The sequence below is a fragment of the Pseudomonas sp. PAMC25584 genome, assembly GCF_058135675.1.
Genome location: NZ_CM176870.1, coordinates 2,982,822 through 3,000,691, shown reverse-complemented (window position 1 = coordinate 3,000,691; position 17,870 = coordinate 2,982,822). Strand labels below are relative to the sequence as shown.

Annotated in this window: 12 protein-coding genes; 10 read left to right on the top strand and 2 right to left on the bottom strand. The window is 62.3% G+C overall.

Translation table 11 applies throughout. From position 1 onward, the window contains the following. Positions 1-63 precede the first annotated feature (63 nt). Complete coding sequence (locus ACS5Q8_RS13700; RefSeq protein ID WP_276197940.1) at positions 64-831, bottom strand: AraC family transcriptional regulator; 768 nt, start codon at positions 829-831, stop codon at positions 64-66. 220 nt (positions 832-1,051) lie between these two features. Here ACS5Q8_RS13700 and ACS5Q8_RS13695 point away from each other — a divergent pair, with 220 nt between their 5' ends. From ACS5Q8_RS13695 to ACS5Q8_RS13650, 10 genes are all read left to right on the top strand, one after another. After that, positions 1,052-1,978: a 4-hydroxyproline epimerase gene (locus tag ACS5Q8_RS13695; RefSeq protein WP_426102787.1), complete on the top strand. Its 927-nt coding sequence runs from the start codon at positions 1,052-1,054 to the stop codon at positions 1,976-1,978. A 41-nt stretch (positions 1,979-2,019) separates the two neighbouring features. After that, positions 2,020-2,967, top strand: a complete 948-nt coding sequence (locus ACS5Q8_RS13690; protein ID WP_443694885.1) for a dihydrodipicolinate synthase family protein — start codon at positions 2,020-2,022, stop codon at positions 2,965-2,967. Next, positions 2,957-4,219: an NAD(P)/FAD-dependent oxidoreductase gene (locus tag ACS5Q8_RS13685; RefSeq protein ID WP_465160314.1), complete on the top strand. Its 1,263-nt coding sequence runs from the start codon at positions 2,957-2,959 to the stop codon at positions 4,217-4,219. The genes ACS5Q8_RS13690 and ACS5Q8_RS13685 overlap by 11 nt, the downstream gene beginning before the upstream one ends. Before the next feature lie 278 nt (positions 4,220-4,497). After that, positions 4,498-7,125 (top strand): winged helix-turn-helix domain-containing protein, encoded by a 2,628-nt coding sequence (locus ACS5Q8_RS13680; protein ID WP_465160313.1) that lies wholly within the window; start codon positions 4,498-4,500, stop codon positions 7,123-7,125. 161 nt (positions 7,126-7,286) lie between these two features. Beyond that, a complete protein-coding gene (locus tag ACS5Q8_RS13675; protein ID WP_276192851.1) occupies positions 7,287-9,371 on the top strand; it encodes a hydantoinase/oxoprolinase family protein in 2,085 nt (694 codons plus the stop codon). 12 nt (positions 9,372-9,383) lie between these two features. Further along, on the top strand, positions 9,384-11,042 hold the full coding sequence (locus tag ACS5Q8_RS13670) for a hydantoinase B/oxoprolinase family protein (RefSeq protein WP_443699781.1): 1,659 nt from the start codon (positions 9,384-9,386) through the stop codon (positions 11,040-11,042). A 70-nt stretch (positions 11,043-11,112) separates the two neighbouring features. Next, entirely contained in the window at positions 11,113-12,003 is an 891-nt protein-coding gene (locus ACS5Q8_RS13665; protein WP_276192849.1) for a hypothetical protein, read from the top strand. 32 nt (positions 12,004-12,035) lie between these two features. Continuing rightward, positions 12,036-12,857: an aspartate/glutamate racemase family protein gene (locus ACS5Q8_RS13660; protein ID WP_443699780.1), complete on the top strand. Its 822-nt coding sequence runs from the start codon at positions 12,036-12,038 to the stop codon at positions 12,855-12,857. 20 nt (positions 12,858-12,877) lie between these two features. Next, a complete protein-coding gene (locus ACS5Q8_RS13655) occupies positions 12,878-14,236 on the top strand; it encodes an MFS transporter (RefSeq protein ID WP_247399433.1) in 1,359 nt (452 codons plus the stop codon). A 149-nt stretch (positions 14,237-14,385) separates the two neighbouring features. After that, positions 14,386-16,320, top strand: coding sequence for an avidin/streptavidin family protein (locus ACS5Q8_RS13650; protein ID WP_465160312.1), 1,935 nt, complete (start codon positions 14,386-14,388; stop codon positions 16,318-16,320). Here ACS5Q8_RS13650 and ACS5Q8_RS13645 read toward each other — a convergent pair. Continuing rightward, the gene (locus tag ACS5Q8_RS13645) at positions 16,313-17,296 is read right to left on the bottom strand and encodes a GlxA family transcriptional regulator (protein WP_443697477.1); all 984 of its coding nucleotides are present in this window, start codon (positions 17,294-17,296) and stop codon (positions 16,313-16,315) included. The two genes, ACS5Q8_RS13650 and ACS5Q8_RS13645, sit on opposite strands and share 8 nt — an antisense overlap. Positions 17,297-17,870 lie beyond the last annotated feature (574 nt).

Here is a 17,870-nt window from a genome sequence, read left to right as displayed (position 1 = left end):
AAAGGTTACTCGTAAGCATAGGAGCGGCGACCGGGGCTATTCGTTGCATCGCAATGCCGGCGACTAGCCCAACTGGCGGTACTGCCTGGGCGTAAACCCCGTCGACGCCTTGAACTGGCGGGTAAACGCACTGTGGTCGGTATAACCGCACTGCAGCGCCACCTCGGTGATCGGCAGGTCGCTTTGCAGCAAGCGGTGAGCCTGTTCCAGGCGCACTTTCTGGATCATCTGACGCGGTGTCAGGTGGAACACGCGCTTGCAGTAGCGCTCCAGTTGCGCCACGGAAATCCCGGCGATCCGTGTCAGTTCGCCCAAGGTGACGCGGCGGTTGAAGTGCGCGCGAATGTGCTCGTCCACAGCGGCCAGGCGTTGGTAGGCCGGGTGGGTTTGGCTGGCTGATTGCAGGTCGACCGAGATACCGGCCAGGCCGATGATCTGGTCGACATGGTTGTACAGCGGCCACTTGTGGGTCAGGCACCAGCCCGGTTCGCGGCTGCCATACAGATGCAATTCGAGCTGATCCGCCAGGACAAACCCCTGCTGCAGCACCCGCCGATCCTGTTCGGTATAACCCGGCCCCAGTTGCGCGGGGAACACCTCGGCGCTGGTTTTGCCCAGCAGCGGTTCTAGTTGCTTGAGCCCGCAACGCTGCACCAAGGTGCGGTTGGCGAGCACATAACGGGCGTCGAGATCCTTGATGAAGATCGCCGCATTGGGGATCACGTCCAGCATCGGCAACAGTTGCATGACGCCGCCCAACAACTGCTCGATGCTCTGCGGGCGATTCGCCTCACTCCCTTGGCACAGGGCTGCAAACGCGCTCTGCAACATCACTTCGGCCCTCCACTTTGCGCCTCGACGTCCAGCAGATTGCCGCATGCACAGGACGCTGTCGAGCGCGCAAAACTGTGCTGAATTCGTCATCCGACACGGCGCAAAACATCAATCGTCCGCCACGCCGATGCGTTCACGATAGCGCCACTGCCTGCCTATCCCGTCACTCACAGGAAGGCGCCCGCTGCGCCAGGCGCAGCCCTGAATGGAGCGTGTTATGAAACGACTGCACGTCATCGACTCTCACACCGGCGGCGAACCCACGCGCCTGGTGATGGATGGATTCCCCGCGCTGAGCGGCACCAGCATCGCCGCGCAACTCGACAGCCTGCGCACCCACCACGACCAGTGGCGCCGCGCCTGCCTGCTGGAACCACGGGGCAACGATGTGCTGGTGGGCGCGTTGTATTGCGCGCCGGTCACCCCAGGCGCCCTATGCGGCGTGATCTTCTTCAACAACGCGGGCTACCTCGGTATGTGCGGCCACGGCACGATCGGCCTGGTTGCATCGCTGCACCATTTAGGGCGCATTGCGCCCGGCGTGCATACCCTCGACACCCCGGTCGGGCCGGTGGCGGCGACGCTGCACGAGGACGGCGCCGTGACCTTGTGCAACGTGCCCGCCTACCGCTTTCGCCAACGGGTAGCGGTGGAAATGCCAGGCCATGGCGTGGTGCATGGCGATATCGCCTGGGGCGGCAACTGGTTCTTCCTGGTCTCGGAGCACGGCCAGGCGCTGCAGATGGACAACGTCGACGCCCTGACCGACTACACCTGGGCGCTGCTCAAGGCCCTCGAAACCCAGGGCATCCAGGGTGAACACGGCGCCCTGATCGACCACATCGAGTTGTTTGCCGACGACGACCACGCCGACAGCCGCAACTTTGTCATGTGCCCAGGTAAAGCCTACGACCGCTCGCCCTGCGGCACCGGCACCAGCGCCAAGCTCGCCTGCCTGGCCGCCGACAAACAACTCGCGCCGGGTGAAACCTGGGTACAAGCCAGCATCACGGGCAGCCAGTTCGAAGGCCGCTATGAATGGGACGGCGAACGCGTGCGCCCGTTCATCACCGGCCGCGCCTACATGACCGCCGACAGCACCCTGCTGATCGATGAGCAGGACCCTTTCGCCTGGGGCATCTGAGCCCTGCGCTATTTGACTGAGCATTCCAAGGAGTCAGTACCATGAGCGACAACATCTTCACCGGCTGCATCCCCGCGCTGATGACCCCGTGTACCGCCGCGCGCGAACCGGATTTCGACGCGCTGGTCGCCAAGGGCCGCGAATTGATCGATATCGGCATGAGCGCCGTGGTGTATTGCGGGTCGATGGGCGATTGGCCGTTGCTCACCGAAGCCCAGCGCCAGGAAGGTGTGGCACGCCTGGCGGCCGCCGGCGTACCGACCATCGTCGGCACCGGCGCGGTCAACAGCCGTGAAGCGGTGTCCCACGCGGCGCATGCGGCCAAGGTCGGCGCCCAGGGGTTGATGGTGATTCCCCGCGTGCTGTCCCGAGGCGCGTCGGCCACCGCGCAAAAGGCCCACTTCGCAGCGATCCTCGACGCTGCACCCAACCTGCCGGCGGTGATCTACAACAGCCCGTATTACGGCTTCGCCACCCGCGCTGAGCTGTTCTTCGAACTGCGCCGCGAACACCCGAACCTGATCGGCTTCAAGGAGTTCGGCGGTGGCGCCGACTTGCGCTACGCCGCCGAATACATCACCTCCCAGGACGATAACGTGAGCCTGATGGTCGGCGTCGATACCCAGGTGGTCCACGGCTTCGTCAACTGCAACGCCACCGGCGCCATCACCGGCGTCGGCAACGCCCTGCCACGGGAGGTGCTGCAACTGGTAGCGCTGAGCAAGCAAGCCGCCAAGGGCGATGCCAAGGCGCGTCGCCAGGCACTGGAGCTGGAAGCCGCGCTGGCGGTGCTCTCGTCCTTCGACGAAGGCTGCGATCTGGTGCTGTATTACAAGTACCTGATGGTGCTCAACGGTGAGCGCCGCTACGCCCTGCACTTCAACGAAACCGATAGCCTCAGCGAGGCCCAGCGTCGTTATACCGAAAGCCAGTACACGCTGTTCCGCCAGTGGTACGCCAACTGGTCGGCTGAACAGAATGTCGCTTGAACCCCCAAGCGCCGACATCGCCGTGGTCGGCGCGGGCATCATCGGCGTCGCCTGCGCCTTGCAGTTGGCACGCCAAGGGCGCCAGGTCATCGTCATCGACCCGCAGCCACCCGGCATGGGCGCCTCCTATGGCAACGCCGGCCACCTGGCGACCGAGCAAGTATTCCCCATCGCCGATCTATCGATCCTCAAGCGCTTGCCCGCGATGCTGATGGACCCCATGGGCCCGCTGCGCCTGGACTGGAAATACCTGCCCCGCGCCCTGCCCTGGTTTGCGCGTTTGCTGCTGAACCTGCGCCCGGCCCGCTACCGGCGCACGGTCGCCGGTATTCGTGCGCTGAATGAAGCCAGCCTGGGCGCATGGCAGCGTTTGCTGCAAGGCATCGACCACCCGGAGCTGCTGCGCGAAGACGGCTCGTTGCTGGTGTTCGAGCGGGCGGATTCGCGGGGCGCCATCGACGCGTTACGGCAGCGGATGGAACAACAAGGTGTGCCCGTGGCGTTCTGGTCGAGTGAGGCCATACGCAACGCCGCGCCGCAGTTGAGCGAGCACATCCAGGGCGGGCTGTTCTTTGCAGGCACCGGGCACTTTCTCGACCCGTACCGGGTGGTGTGCGAACTGGTGAACGCCGCCAAAGCCAGCGGCGTGCAATTCCTCACCCGCAGGGTGCTGGACGGGCAGGTCGACACCCAGGGCGTCAGGTTGATCACCGATCAAGGCCCGCTGGCTGCACGCCAGGTGCTGATCGCCTGCGGAGCGCACTCGGCGAAACTCACCGCCGCCTTGACGGGTAAACACGTCCCGCTGGACACCGAACGCGGCTACCACCTGATGCTGCCCCACGAACATCAGCGCCTGCCCTTCGCCGTCACCTCCCTGGAGCGCAAGTTCATCATGACGCCCATGAGCGGCGGGCTGCGCCTGGCCGGCACCGTGGAGTTCGCCGGCCTTGAGCGCCCGGCGAATATGCAACGCGCCTGGCAGCTGCATCGCCTAAGCAAAGGGTTGTTCCGGCAAGACCTCAATGCGCAGGACGCCACGCCATGGATGGGGTTCCGGCCTTCCCTGCCGGACTCGCTGCCGATTATCGATCGGGTCGCAGATGGCAAGGTGTTGCTAGCGTTCGGGCATCAGCATCTGGGGTTGACGCAGGCAGCGGTGACGGCAGACATCATCGTGCAACTGGCTTCGGAGCGGCCGCTGCTGTCGGGCTTGCCCGAACTGGGGGGGTATCGGTTGGCGCGGTTCTAAGAGGCTTCGCGCCAAAAGTGCCGCGCTGAAAATCCAGAAATATCCTACAACTGTTGTAGGGCGTGTTGCGCATTAGCTGCACGGCGCCTTACCAACGCCGACGTGGCAAGGATTCCGCGCAGCCTCTCCCGCCTTCTCACGCCGGCTTTTCACAGCCAAATTCGCCGCAGGTCTTGGCTTCATACACTGAATAAACATCACGTAACTATTCGCCCCCCCTGAGCCAAAACGTAATTGATACAACCCCAAGCGGCCTTCTTCTGCATGAGCCCGCAGCCATGAATAAACACATTTCTCCCCCTGTAGTCAGTGAATGGTGCTGGGTTGGCAAACTGGCGCCGCCGTTGACGCTGCTCACGTCCTTACCTCGCCAGGCGCTATTGGCTTCCTTGCATGCCCGGACAAGGGGGCCTCTGGTGCTGCTGGTCGCGCCCGCCGGGTACGGGAAAACCACGTTGTTGATGCAATGGCGGCAAGCCCTGCTGTCGAGCACACCAGCGGCAACCGTCGCGTGGTTGTCTTTGGATGAGGCCGACAGCGACCCGAATCGTTTTCTGTCCTATCTGATCTTGACGCTGGATCGAGCGGGGCTTGATCTTGGCCATCTGACACGCCTGGCGCACGCCCAGTCGCTGGATGTGCAGCCGCACCGCACGATCACCGCCCTTCTCCACGCGCTCGCCCTGGAAAACCGCCGGGTTACGCTGTTTCTTGACGACTATCACGCAGCGGCAAATGCTGCGCTTGACGCCCTGGTACAGGCCTTGCTGGAACAGGCGGCGCCGTGGCTCGAATGGGCAGTATCCGCCCGCGCCCGCCCAGGCTGGCCGCTGGCGCAGTGGAAGGCCAACGGCTGGGTACACGAAGTGTTTGCCCAAGCGCTGAAATTCACCGAGGTCGAAACCGCCGAAATCCTCGGCCCCGCCGTTTCGCCGACCGAACAACAACACTTGCACGCGAAAACCGAAGGTTGGCCGGTTGCCGTACAACTGGCCCGACTGTGGTGCGCCAATGGCGACGCATCGGTGTACGGCCTGAGCGCCTTTTCAGGCTGTATCGCCGATATGGCCGACTACCTGACCGGGCAAGTGGTGCAGCGCCTGCCCCAAGACGGCCAGGACTTTTTGCGCGACATGGCCCTGCTGGAGCGCTTCAACGCGGAGCTGGCGGACGCTGTACGCGGCCGCAGCGACAGTGCGCAAAGGCTGGTGCAACTGGCCCATCTGGATGCCCTGTTGGTGCCCCTGGATGCGGACCGCCAGTGGTTCCGCCACCACCGGTTGCTCCAGGATTTTTTCAACCAAAGCATCGACGCCAGCATCGCGCGCGACATCCACTACGCCGCGGCCCAGTGGCTGGCAGGGGAAAAAGATTGGGTACAGGCAATCACCTATGCGCTGCGCGCCGGCGATACCCGACTGGCGGTGGAGCTGGTCGTGCGCGCCGGCAGTTGGGAGGTCGTGCTGCACAAAGGCATTCGCTATGCGCAGAGCCTGCTGGGCTTATTCGACGAGAAAATCCGCCGGGAGGCACCGGACTTGCTCCTGCTCCAGGCCTATCTGCACGCCAAACTCGGCGATCACGCGCTCGCCACGCAATTGCTGTACCTCGCCCACAGCAGGGTCGAGGATGACCCTCGCCTGGCGCGGGACTTTCACGTCATCCACACGCTCGCGAATGCCTACATGGATCGCTTCAAACCGCGCGATTGCGCAGGCACCGCAGGCGACGACGTACTTGCCCAGGGTACGCTGGAGTGCGTCCACGCCTTGCAGGCACTGAGGCAGGGGCAGTTGCCTTTAGCCCTGCAAAGCATCCGCTCGGCGCAGATCAAGATGCGCTTGGCCGCCAGCTCGCGGGGCGAGAACTATTGCCGTATCCACGAGGCGCAGGTCCTGGCCTTGGGGGGCCAGCTTTCGGCATCAGCGCAGATGGTCGATAACGCACTGGTCATTGCCGATAGTCAGTTTGGCAGCGAAAGCTCGGTCAGGGCGCTGGTGGGCTGCCTCAAGGCGCAGCACTTGTATTGGCAAGGTGCCTGGGCCGAGGCGACGCCCTGGTTTCGCGATGGCTGGGCGTCACTCAAACATACCGACGGCTGGCTGGAGATCGCGGCCACCACCGCCGAGGTGACGGGGCGCTGCGCCCTGCGAAATCTGGGCCTGCAACCGGCACTGCTGGAGCTTGAACACGCCGCCCAACTGGCTACCGCGCGCAACTGGCAGCGCCTGGAACGATTGGTCTGCGCCTGGCGAGTCGACTTATTGGTGCAAGGCGGGTCGTTGACCCAGGCGCGCCAGGAAGCACTGGCCGCCAACCTCGAACACGCCGCGAACAACGCCGAGGACTGGCGTAACCTGGAGGCGGCTACGCTGGCATTGGCCCGGCTTCAGTTCGCGACCGGTGCGTCCGGTGCCGCGCTCAATCGCCTGCAACACGGGGTCGGGGTGCTGCAGGCGCAAGGCTTGCGCCTGCCCGCATGGCGCCTGCAAGTGCTGACCCTGGCGGCTCACGGTAAAGGTCATGCGGTAGCGCTGGACGCAACCCTGGCGTCGATACCCGCAGCCGCCCTGCCTGGGCTGTTACTCGAGGCCGGACCTTGCGTACTCGCCGCCCTGGAAGCCTGCTCCGACAGCCATTCCAGGCACTCCACAGTGATCACCCGCCTGCGCGGATGGCGCGCCCATCCCGTTCGCCCACGCACGCCCTTCAGCGCCAAAGAGACACAGATCCTCGCCCTGCTCGCCGAAGGCCGATCGAACAAAGCCATTGCCCAGGCCATGGATATTTCTGAAAACACCGTGAAATTCCACCTCAAGCATGTATTCGCCAAGCTCGGCGTGGACAGTCGCACAGCCGCCATGGCCGCCGCATTGCGCCTGGGGATGCTGACGCCTTTTCATTGACCCACCCACCTACCCGTGCGGGTAGTCGATCGGCCCCGATCGTTGCCACCTACCCGCCCCGTGTGTAGTCGCCGCCGTGCGCCGCGCCCTAGCATCCCGTCAACACCAGTGAGACCCCTTCTCCTGGCGCCCATAACAATAAACACAACAGGAGATGCCCTGTGGGTACGGACGGCAAAACAGTGCGCGTGGCCACCGACGTCGGCGGGACCTTTACCGACTTGGTGTATTTCGAAAGCGATCCGGTCACCGGCGAACAGACCATTCGTACCGCCAAGGTCGACACCACCCCGCCGAACTTCGCCCAGGGCGTACTCAACGTCATCGGCAAGGCCGACGTGGACCTGAACACCGTGGACTTTCTGGCCCACGGCACCACGGTGGTGATCAATGCCCTGACCGAACGTCGCGGCGTCAAGACGGCCTTGATTACCACCCAGGGCTTTCGCGATGTGCTGGAGATTGCACGCGCCAACCGGCCGGACTACTTCAATCTCAAATGGGTAAAACCGGCCCCCTTCGTGCCCCGCTACCTGCGCCGCGAAGTCGCGGGCCGCTTGCACACCGATGGTCAGGAACGTCAGCCGCTTGACCTCTCGCAACTGCCACAAATCCTCGATGCCTTTCGTGCCGACAATGTGCAAGCCATTGCTATCTGCCTGTTGCACGCCTACGCCAACCCGGCCCATGAGCAGGCGGTACTGAACGAAGTGCGCAGGCTCTGGCCACAGGTATCGGTGGTGGCCTCCCATCAGATCACCCGTGAATGGCGCGAATACGAACGCTCCAGTACCACCGTGCTTTCAGCCTACGTGCAACCCATTGCTGCGCGTTACCTGGATGACCTGGCCGCTGGCCTGCGTGACAGCGGCTATAAGGCGCCCTTGTACATCATGCAATCCAACTGCGGCGTCGACAGTGTAGAGCACGCCCGCCAGACACCGATCACCATGGTCGAGTCAGGCCCGGCCAGCGGTTTTTGGGCCGCTGCGCAACTGGGACACCTGATCGACGAGCCGAACATATTGGGCCTCGACATCGGCGGCACCACGGCCAAATGTGCATTGATCCGTAACGGCCAGGTGTCGATCAAGACCGATTACTGGATTGAGCGCAACAGGATCAATGCCGGCTATCCGATCATGGTGCCCGTGGTCGACCTGGTGGAAATCGGCAACGGCGGCGGTTCCATCGCCTGGGTCGACGACTTCGACAAACTGCACGTGGGGCCACAGTCCGCCGGCGCGGTGCCAGGCCCCGCCGCCTATGGCAACGGCGGTACGCACATCACCACGACCGACGCCAACCTGATGCTTGGGCGTATCAACCCGGACTACTTTTGTGGCGGCCACGTGAAGGCTGACCTGCCCGCCGTTATGCATGGTTTGAACGCACTGGGTCAACGCCTGAGATTACCGGCGGATGAGATCGCCCGCGGCATCGTGCGCTTGGCTAACGACAACATGGTCAACGCCTTGAAACTGGTGTCCTTGAGCCGTGGCCACGACCCACGCGAACTGACCCTAATGGCCTTCGGTGGCGGCGGCGCGATGCACGCCGTCGCGCTCGCTCAGGAACTGGGCGTGAACAAGGTCATCATCCCGCGCAGTGCCTCGGTGTTCTCGGCCTGGGGCATGACGCTCTCGGACTTGCGCCGCGACCTGTTTATCAACCGCTTTGTGGATACAGCCCAGGCCGGCAACCTTGAGCAGGCGCAGCAGTTCCTCGACGAATTGAGCGGTACGGCTCGCGAGCAATTCGTCGCCGAAGCGATCCCCCCACAACACGTCGAGCTCCAGGTGCATTGCAAGCTGCGTTACCAGAACCAGGAACATGCAGTCGAGGTGCCTCTCAACCCGCACGAATGTCTCGACGCGGACTGGGCACTGATCGAGCAGCGCTTTCATGGTCTCTACGAACAGCACCACACCTATCGCCTGCAGGCCCCGCTGGAAATTATCGGTTTTCACCTGGTCGCCACGGCACAGATCGGCAAGTTGACGCCCCAAGCGCTACCGATCACCGGGCGCCACGTCAGCGCCGCCTGTAAAGGCCAGCGCCGTGTGGATTACGCCCAAGAGGGCTGCCACAACGCGAGCCTCTACGACTACGACTTGCTCGAACCGCTGATGACATTTTTCGGCCCGGCAATCGTTGAAGACGCCGGCACCACAGTGGTCGTTCACCCCGGCAACCGCGTACACGTCGACCGCCTTGGCAACCTGCACATCATGATCAACGGCTGAAGGAGCGCTGCAATGAGTACGCTTGATATCTTTACACGCGACATCATCCAGAACTCGCTCCAGGCGATTGCCGACGAAATGTTCACCGCCATGCGCAAAGCCGCGATGAGCCCGGTGATTTACGAAGTGCTGGACATGGGCACCGGGATTACCGACGCGCACGGCGAAATCGCGAGTTCCGGCGCAGGCATTCCGGCGTTTGTCGGCGTGCTGGACAAGGCCGTGAAGAAGATTCTGCTGCACCATCCGTTGCCGCAGGACATCGAGGACGGTGACGTCTTCATCAGCAATGACCCCCACGACGGCGCAGTGACTCACCTCAACGATGTGGTGCTGGCCATGCCGGTCTTTGCCGAGGGCCAGTTGGTCGCCTGGACCGCTAACATCGCGCACTGGAGCGATGTCGGCGGGCGCGTGCCGGGGTCGTTGTCAACGGAGGCGACGGACATCTTCCAGGAAGGTCTGCGCCTGGCGTCGGTCAAGCTGATCAGCCGCGGCCAGCCGATCCGCTCGGTGTTGCAGATCCTGCGCGCCAATACCCGGATGCCGGATTTCATGGAGGGCGACCTGTGGGCTGGGGTGGCTGCAGTGCGCGGTGGAGCAATGCGCCTGCGCGAGCTGACGAGCAAGTACGGTAGCGCGCTGTTTTTGCTGGCGATGAAAGACTTCATGGACCTGGGCGAGAAGGTCTCCCTCAAAGCCCTGGGCGCACTGCCTGCGGGGCAGTTCAATCTGGAAGAACCGCAGGATGACGGCAGCCTGTTCAAGGTCCGGATCGACATCCGCGCCACCGAAATGGTCATCGATTTGCGCGACAATCCCGACCAATGCCAAGGGCCAACCAACCTTAGCCGCGACGGCGCCGTCGTTGCGGCACAGATGGCCTTCAAGGCATTGACCGCCCCCCAAGGCATTACCAATGGCGGCACGTTTCGCCCTCTCAGGGTCTTGACCCGCCCCGGCTCGCTGTTCGACGCGCTGCCCCCCGCCGCCGAAGGCTTCTATTTCGAGAACCTGATCCGGGTTCACGACCTGATCCTGTGCTGCCTGGCCCAGCGCTTTCCTGAGCGCTTGCCCGCCGGCAATTTCGCCTCGGTGTGCGCCACGATCATTGGCGGCGTGCACCCGGACACCGGCCGCCTGTTCACCCTGGTTGAACCGGAAATCGGCGGTTGGGGCGCCGAACCCGGGCGCGACGGCAACAACGCCGTCTACTCCGGGCTGCATGGCGAAACCTACAACTGCCCCGTCGAAGTCTGCGAGGCGCGCTATGGCTTGTATGTCGAGCGCATGGCCTTGAACGATGAACCCGGCGGGCATGGGCAATTTAGAGGCGGCCGAGGCGTGTGCATCGATTACCGGATTCGCGCCGATGGCAGCTTCATGACCTGCGGCTACACCCGCTCGGTCGTTCCGCCCTGGGGCCTGGAACAGGGGGCGGAAGGCACGCCCAACTACGTCGAAGTCATCCGCAAGGACGGTCAACGCGAGCGCCACGCGATGGCCAGCGGCATCGCGTTGAGCGCGGGTGACTTGGTTCGGGTGCGTACCGGCGCGGGCGGCGGGTATGGCCCCGCCAGCCAACGAGATCCGGACGCGGTGCGCGACGATCTGAAGAACGGCTACCTCGATGCGGCGACCGCTCAGTCGGTATACGGCCTGGTGACGTGACTTCGGGACGCCTCCCGCGCCCCGCCTGCGGCTCGGCCTTCAAGAACAACAACAAAAAGAGAGCACCCACATGAAACTGCAACACTCATCGCGCTTATGGGTAGGGCCCGCACTTGCCTTGGTTTTGGGGATCACGCCCCCGGCACACGGCGAACAGTTCATTGGCTTCGCCCAACCGGGCGTACCCGGACAGTGGGCCCTGGAATCGTTTCCCGTGTTCAGCCGCACGACAAAAGGCAGCGTGCGTGCGGGCAGCAACACCGTCCTGGCGTACTTTTCGGAAACTGGCTTTACCGGGACGCAGCGCGACCAATTGCAGTTTTGGGTCGGCGCCGATACGGGTTACAACAATGACAACAGCGCTCGCAACAACGGGGCGTGGGGCGTGGCGTCGCCGAACCTCGGCCTGGCCTATTACTACAACGTGGTGGAGCCCAAGAGTGCCTATGGCTCCGATGACTTCACCACCTTCTGGGTCAACCCGACGCTCTCCCTGGAGTTTCCCAACGGCAACGATGAAGGCACCGGTTACGGCGCGTTTGCCAACCGCTATGGCGCGAGCTTCAGCGTCGCCAACTACCTGCGCGTGGGTCGTTTTGCCGCCACCTTTACGCCGGCCGGCATCCACTACGCCGCGCGCAATCGTCACGCGAGCGATCTCGGCAACGGCGACCCGACACGCCTGCGTGGCGGCGTCAGCTTCTGGCTCGCCGACATCGCCGCGGGCTACCTGGTCACCGACGATGTGTGGCTGGGCGTCCATCACGCCTACCACATCAACAATCGCTCAGCGTCCGACTTCAAGGAATCGCGCGAAGGCAAAATCGGCCCGGCGATGACCTACACCGGTTTCAGCAAACAGGGGCTCTACCTGTCGGCCAACCTGAACGTTGACTACTACCACAGCGACAACCTGCCCTATTCCAATAGTTTGACCATGGCCCTGGTGAAGTTCTTCTAGTGCCATTCAACCCACCTATCGAGGAATACCGTGTGGACAGTTCAACCTTCAACATCGCCCCGCAAGACATTGCAGTGACCGTGCGCTGGCTCAACCCGATCGGCTGCCCAACCTTTGACGCGCCCATCGCTGAGCTGTTGCACAGCATCAAGCAGCCTTCCACTCAGGTGGAGGTGGTGTCGTTCGACATGACGCCCAGCCCGACGCACCTGGAATACCGCGCCTACGAGGCCCTTACGTATGAACGCAGCGTACACATCGCCCGCGATTGCGCCCGGGCAGGCGTGGACGCGTTAGTGCTGGGTTGCTTTTACGATCCGGCACTGGAAGACGCGCGGGAAATATCCGGTGAAACCCTGGTTGTCGCGCCCTGCCAGGCGAGCCTGCAGGTCGTGGAACACCTGGCCAATCGCTTTTCGATCATTGTCGGGCGCACTAAATGGATCGAGCAGATGCGCGCGCGAGTACTGGGCTATGGCGCCGGTGCACGGCTGGCTTCGCTACGCCCGTTGGGCATGGGCGTCGACGAGTTCCAGCGCGATCACGCGGTGACCCGTCGCAAGATCATCGAGCAAGCCCACCGCGCAGTCGAAGAAGACGGCGCTGAAGCCATCATCCTCGGCTGCACCATCGAATTCGGTTTTTTCGAGGAGGTGCAACGCGAAGTCGGCGTGCCGGTGATAGATCCGGTGGTCGCGGCATTCAAGGTGGCCGAAGCGATGGCGGGTATGAAGCGCCGGTTTGGCTGGCGTCCGAGTCGAGTCGGTAGCTGCGAGCCGCCACCGGAAGCTGAAATCGAACGGTTTGGTTTGTTCCGCGACCCCGCGCCAATTGGCAACCGCGTCAGAGCCTGAATTGCAAAAGGAACGCCAGCATGAGTGATATTTCCTCCACGCTACACACCGATCACCCGGAACCTGCGCCGGATTCGCACACCTGCAACGTGGGCGACGTCTTCCGAGAATTTCCCCTGACCCGTACTCACCTGCAGTGTTGCCTGGTGCTGTTCTTTGTCTTTGCGATTGAAGCCTGGGAGATGATGATCATTGTCTACACCGCGCCGCTGATTGCCGCCGAGTTTGGCCTGGACGCCCTTGGCGTGGGCCACCTGATCGGCGCGATGTTCATCGGCATGCTGCTGGGTGCGCTGGCCTGGGGCAAAGTTGCAGAACGCATTGGCCGTAAACGCGCGATTATCTGGAGCCTGGGGGCTTATGGCGTCATCTCCCTGGCCAGTGCGTTTGCACCCGATTACTCGACTCTGTATGCCCTGCGATTGCTGTCCGGGGTCGCCGCCGTGGGCATGATGGTGGTGACCTTCGCGCATTACCAGGAACTGTTGCCGGTGCGCCAGCGCGGCTCGCTGACGGTTTATCTCGCTTCCGGTTGGCCCATTGGAATGCTGCTGGCGTTGGGCGCCACGGTGTGGTTACTGCCGCAAGGCTGGCGCGCGATCATCGTCTTGAGTTCGCTCGGTGGGTTGTGGGCGATCGCCGTGGCACGCTGGGTACCGGAGTCGCCTTATTGGCTAGCCTCTACCGGCAGGCAACAGGAGGCCAGAGCGGCGATTGCCGTATTGAGCCAAGGGGCGGTGCGCATACCCGAGCACTGCGAACTGCAGGTTGATCGCAGTGCTTCGGGTCGCCAGCGTGACCTCTTCAGCCGCGCTCTGCTGAAGGTCAGCCTGCTGCAAATCACGGTCAACTTTACCTTCTCTTGGGGTTACTGGGGTTTGCAAACCTGGCTACCCACCTTGCTGCAGCAGCGCGGCCTGAGCTTGCCGCAGAGCTACGGTTTTATCGCGCTGTCGGCGTTGTGCATGATCCCGGGCTATATGGCCGCGTCGTATCTGACGGGGCGCTTTGGGCGCAAAAAAGTCATCGTGACGTTTATCAGCGCATCGGTGCTGGCGGGGTATGGTTTTGCCAATGCCCACAGCCTGGAAATGCTCTACCTGAGCAATTTCGCGTTGGCGTTCTTTAGCCTCGGCGCATGGGGGGTGTGGGGGGCATGGATCGGTGAGCTGTATCCCACCTCGTTACGAACTGTGGGTTACGGCTGGGCGATTTTCGCCCAGCGTGTGGCGAACGTACTGGCACCATCGCTGATCGGCGCGCTGATCGCCTACGGCACTTCGTTCAACCAGACGACCAGCATCATCAATGCTTTTCTTTTGGTCACGGTCATTCTTGCCGCGTTCATGCCGGAAACCGAAGGCGAGGCGTTGCGCTGAAACCGCCTGAGTTCAGCGTCGAATCCGACAACGTGAAGGGTTCGCCGCTGGCAGTGGTCGCCAAGGCGATCAGGCTGAATATTGCCAGGCGCATTCACGCGCCCGACACGGGTCGGGCGCCTATCAATCCGAATGGAAACGGAGTTCCCATGAGCAATAAACACTTGGAAAACCGCCTGGTTTTCCCCATGCAGCGCGGGCCTTATCAGAACAACGGTGCTTCGCCTTGGTATTGCACGCTTAAACTCGGCACCCCTGGCCAACCGCTCAAGTTCGCAATCGATTCAGGCACCAACATGAACTGGATCACCTCGGCATTTTGTCCGGCCAACCAGTGCGTGCATTCTGCCGGTGGCCGCTTTGACGCCCAGTCTTCCAGCACCTTTGCCTTTACCGATTGCCTGCAGCGGCCTTACAGCTTTGGCCCCTGGGGCACCCTGCAGGTGGAGTCCGCCTCGGACGTTTTGACAATGCCTTGCGGTACGCCACTGGAGACGCAACTGCTGCTAGCCACCGCCTACGACGGCGAACAATTCAAGCAACTCGATTGGGACGGCGGCCTGGGTTTACCTTGCAGCAGCGCTTACGTCGAGGGGCGCAGCTCCTTTTTACTCCAGGCATTAATGCGTGACGGCCAACTGTCTCCCGCCCATCCCTTCGTCGCATTTGATTGGGATAACCAAGCCCGCAACGGCACTTGCCAAATGGGCGGTGTGGACCCCACGAAAACCCAGGGCCCGCACCTATTTTTGGCATGGTCGGTGTACAGCACCTTAGCCGGTGTGGAATACATCTGGTCGGCCGACCTGAAGTCCTACTCGGTCGGCTCAGAGCTCATGGCCAGTAACCTCAAGTTCGCGCTCGACTCAGGCTCTTCGCAGTTCAAAGGGGATGACGGTTTAATGCGCCGAACCCTGGCGCGTATTGCGCAGGGAGGAGAACCCGACATCGTGCTGGGGTTTGCCGACGGTGAGATCACCTTGGGCGCCAACCTCTACAACTGCCTGATCGAAGAAGGCCCACAAAAAGGCGAGCGTTTGCCTCAATTCGCACCATTGGGCCTGGCCGACCTGGTGCTGGTGGGGTCACTTGTGATGGAGCACTGCTACACGGTGTACGAGTATCAAGTCGTGAAATGCAGTCATGAGGTCTATTCGTTAGCCCCCGTAGGCATGTGGCTGTTCAATCGTGCTGAGGGTCCGCAGATCATCACGCGATCGTCATCGACATATTTCACACCTGGAGCGCGTTCAATCCCCAATGGAAAACTCGCCCTCCCGGGCCCTTCGATTGAAACCGTATCGATCGCCGGCACCTGGAAGAACGACTACGGCTCAGTCATGAATCTGGCGGTGTCGGGACAGCACATTTATGGCACCTATCACTCTTCGACAGGCTCAACGGGCAAGTATTCGGTGAGCGGCATTTCCTTGGGCGCAGGCCCTAACCGTGAAAAAAACCAACCCATCGCGTTGGCCATTAACTGGCGCGATCTTGGCGCCGAGCCCTGTGACCCCAGCTGGAACTGGACTTCTGGTTTGAGCGGGCAGTTCAGTGTGACGGCTACCGGCGAAGTGCTGACGTTGTCCCACCTGCTGGTCGCAACCAGCGGGTTCCCTGAACTTACCGGCCCGGGAACCTATGTCGACAAATTGGTCTATCGGCGGGTAGAGAAACAACCACGCCTTGAGCCCCCGTCGCCATCAACGCTGTTACCCGTTGAAAACGCGCTGACGGGCAGTTGGGTCGCGGGCGATGGAATGTCTTTGGTATTGAGCGTGCAAGGCGACAGCACGCAGCGCATGGGCATCGTTCGCGGGCGGCTGACGTGTCCGAGCGGCGGCGCTGATTCAGAGGTTCGCGGCTTTACCGACATCAATGCAGTCGCCAGCAAACTCCAGCGCCAATCCGTGAGCCTCACCGCCGCCGAGGCTGCGGACGCGAAGGTGCGTACCTTATGCGGCACCCTGCAATTGGCGGAAGACGTGCTTGATCTGCTGGTACTGGCCAGCGCTTCAGTTGCGCCTGCAAATGCCTACCTGGCGACACAGATCTCATCGATACGCTTCACTCGCGCTACTTGACCAACCTCTTTTCCTTCGACGGCCTGTAGCCAAAATAAGCGCTATAACACTTACTGAAATGACTCGGCGAAACAAACCCGCACGCCACCAGCACCTCCACCTGCGACAACTCGGTGTGTTGCAACAACCGGCGAGCCTCCGTCACCCGCAGTTCCATGTAATAGCGCTGCGGCGTGGTGCCCAATTGCTCCTTGAACAACCGTTCGAGCTGACGGCGGGAGCGGCCGGCGTAGGCGGCGAGCTGGTCGAGTTCCAGCGGTTCTTCGAGGTTGGCGTCCATCAGTTTCACCACCTCGCGTAACGGCGCGCTGACGCTGACGTTTTCCGTCGGTTTGATCCGCCGGTAGCGGGACTCCTCGAAGGCCAGGATATCCTCAATGCCTTCGACCAACGCCTTGTCGTGCAGGCCCTTGATCCAATCCAGCGCCATGTGGAACGCCCCGGACGGGCTGGATGCGGTCAGGCGGTCGCGGTCGATGACATACGGCTCGCTGGTGACGTGGGCAGCCTTGGAGACTTCCGCCAGCGCCGGACGATGTTCGGGGTGGATGGCGCAGCGGTAGTCCTGCAACAGGCCGGCGCGACCTAAAAACCAGGCGCCGTTCCACAAGCCGGCAAGGCTGACGCCCTGCTCGGCAGCACAGCGCAGCAGGTGGATGAAGTCGTCGCTGGCCTTCAGCTCGGTGCGAAAGCCGCCGCAGATCACCAGCAATTCCAGCGTTTGCAATGTCGCCACGTCGAGGCGTGCATCGGGGCGGATCACCAGGCCCAGGTCGCTGATGACTTCGCCGTCACCCCAACCAAAAGTGCGCGATGCGAACAGCTCGGGGCGCAGGAGATTAGCGGTGACCAGGGTGTCGAGGGTCTGGGTGAAGGCCGGCAGGGAGAAGTGCTCGAGCAGCAGGAAGCCGACGCGGGTGGCCGAGGCCGGATGGCCGGAAGGCTCATTGAGGTAGCGCAGGTTCTTGCCTTTCATGCCACCGCTGAATTGACGTCTTTCCATCGAGGGTTGGCCCTCTCTTATTGTTGAGGCTGTGGGCGCCATCTTAGGGCGAAATGCAGCGGCTGTCTCAGGTAGCGCGCCGTACCCTCAATGCCTGGCTCACACGCTGATCTTGATAAACCCGACTCTCTCCAACTCCCCTGACCAAAGCCTTGCGCAGGCATCTGATACGGTTTTTTCTTTGTTATCTGCGCCTGTATCGAAATGTCATCGAGGCGGACAATAGGGCCACTCCCGACACCCTTGTCGAGCGCGACAGGAATGTTCCTGCCGCCCCTTCCCTTCGGAGGCCTTATGACCAAGATGGCAATTTTCCTGTTTGGCTTTTTGGTGCTTACCATCGGTATCGGTCTGCTGGCGACCATCTCGCCCGTCTGACGTCAGCGCAGCCCCTCTCCAACAGCACAAAGGCTGACAGCAGGCGGGTGGACATGAAGATGGAGCGGCATGCAAACGGGGGTACATGTCTGTGACAGATACCTTATCCGTCTGGGCAGATCGACCTAAAATACATCGAGATACATTGAGTCTGCCCTTTCACAAGGCT

What these genes read in the sequence shown, in the direction of transcription:
- ACS5Q8_RS13670 (WP_443699781.1), top strand. Translation starts at nt 9,384, where the DNA reads ATGAGTACGCTTGATATCTTTACACGCGACATCATCCAGAACTCGCTC.
- ACS5Q8_RS13655 (WP_247399433.1), top strand. Translation starts at nt 12,878, where the DNA reads ATGAGTGATATTTCCTCCACGCTACACACCGATCACCCGGAACCTGCG.
- ACS5Q8_RS13680 (WP_465160313.1), top strand. Translation starts at nt 4,498, where the DNA reads ATGAATAAACACATTTCTCCCCCTGTAGTCAGTGAATGGTGCTGGGTT.
- ACS5Q8_RS13665 (WP_276192849.1), top strand. Translation starts at nt 11,113, where the DNA reads ATGAAACTGCAACACTCATCGCGCTTATGGGTAGGGCCCGCACTTGCC.
- ACS5Q8_RS13685 (WP_465160314.1), top strand. Translation starts at nt 2,957, where the DNA reads ATGTCGCTTGAACCCCCAAGCGCCGACATCGCCGTGGTCGGCGCGGGC.
- ACS5Q8_RS13700 (WP_276197940.1), bottom strand. Translation starts at nt 831, where the DNA reads ATGTTGCAGAGCGCGTTTGCAGCCCTGTGCCAAGGGAGTGAGGCGAAT.
- ACS5Q8_RS13690 (WP_443694885.1), top strand. Translation starts at nt 2,020, where the DNA reads ATGAGCGACAACATCTTCACCGGCTGCATCCCCGCGCTGATGACCCCG.
- ACS5Q8_RS13695 (WP_426102787.1), top strand. Translation starts at nt 1,052, where the DNA reads ATGAAACGACTGCACGTCATCGACTCTCACACCGGCGGCGAACCCACG.
- ACS5Q8_RS13650 (WP_465160312.1), top strand. Translation starts at nt 14,386, where the DNA reads ATGAGCAATAAACACTTGGAAAACCGCCTGGTTTTCCCCATGCAGCGC.
- ACS5Q8_RS13645 (WP_443697477.1), bottom strand. Translation starts at nt 17,296, where the DNA reads ATGAAAGGCAAGAACCTGCGCTACCTCAATGAGCCTTCCGGCCATCCG.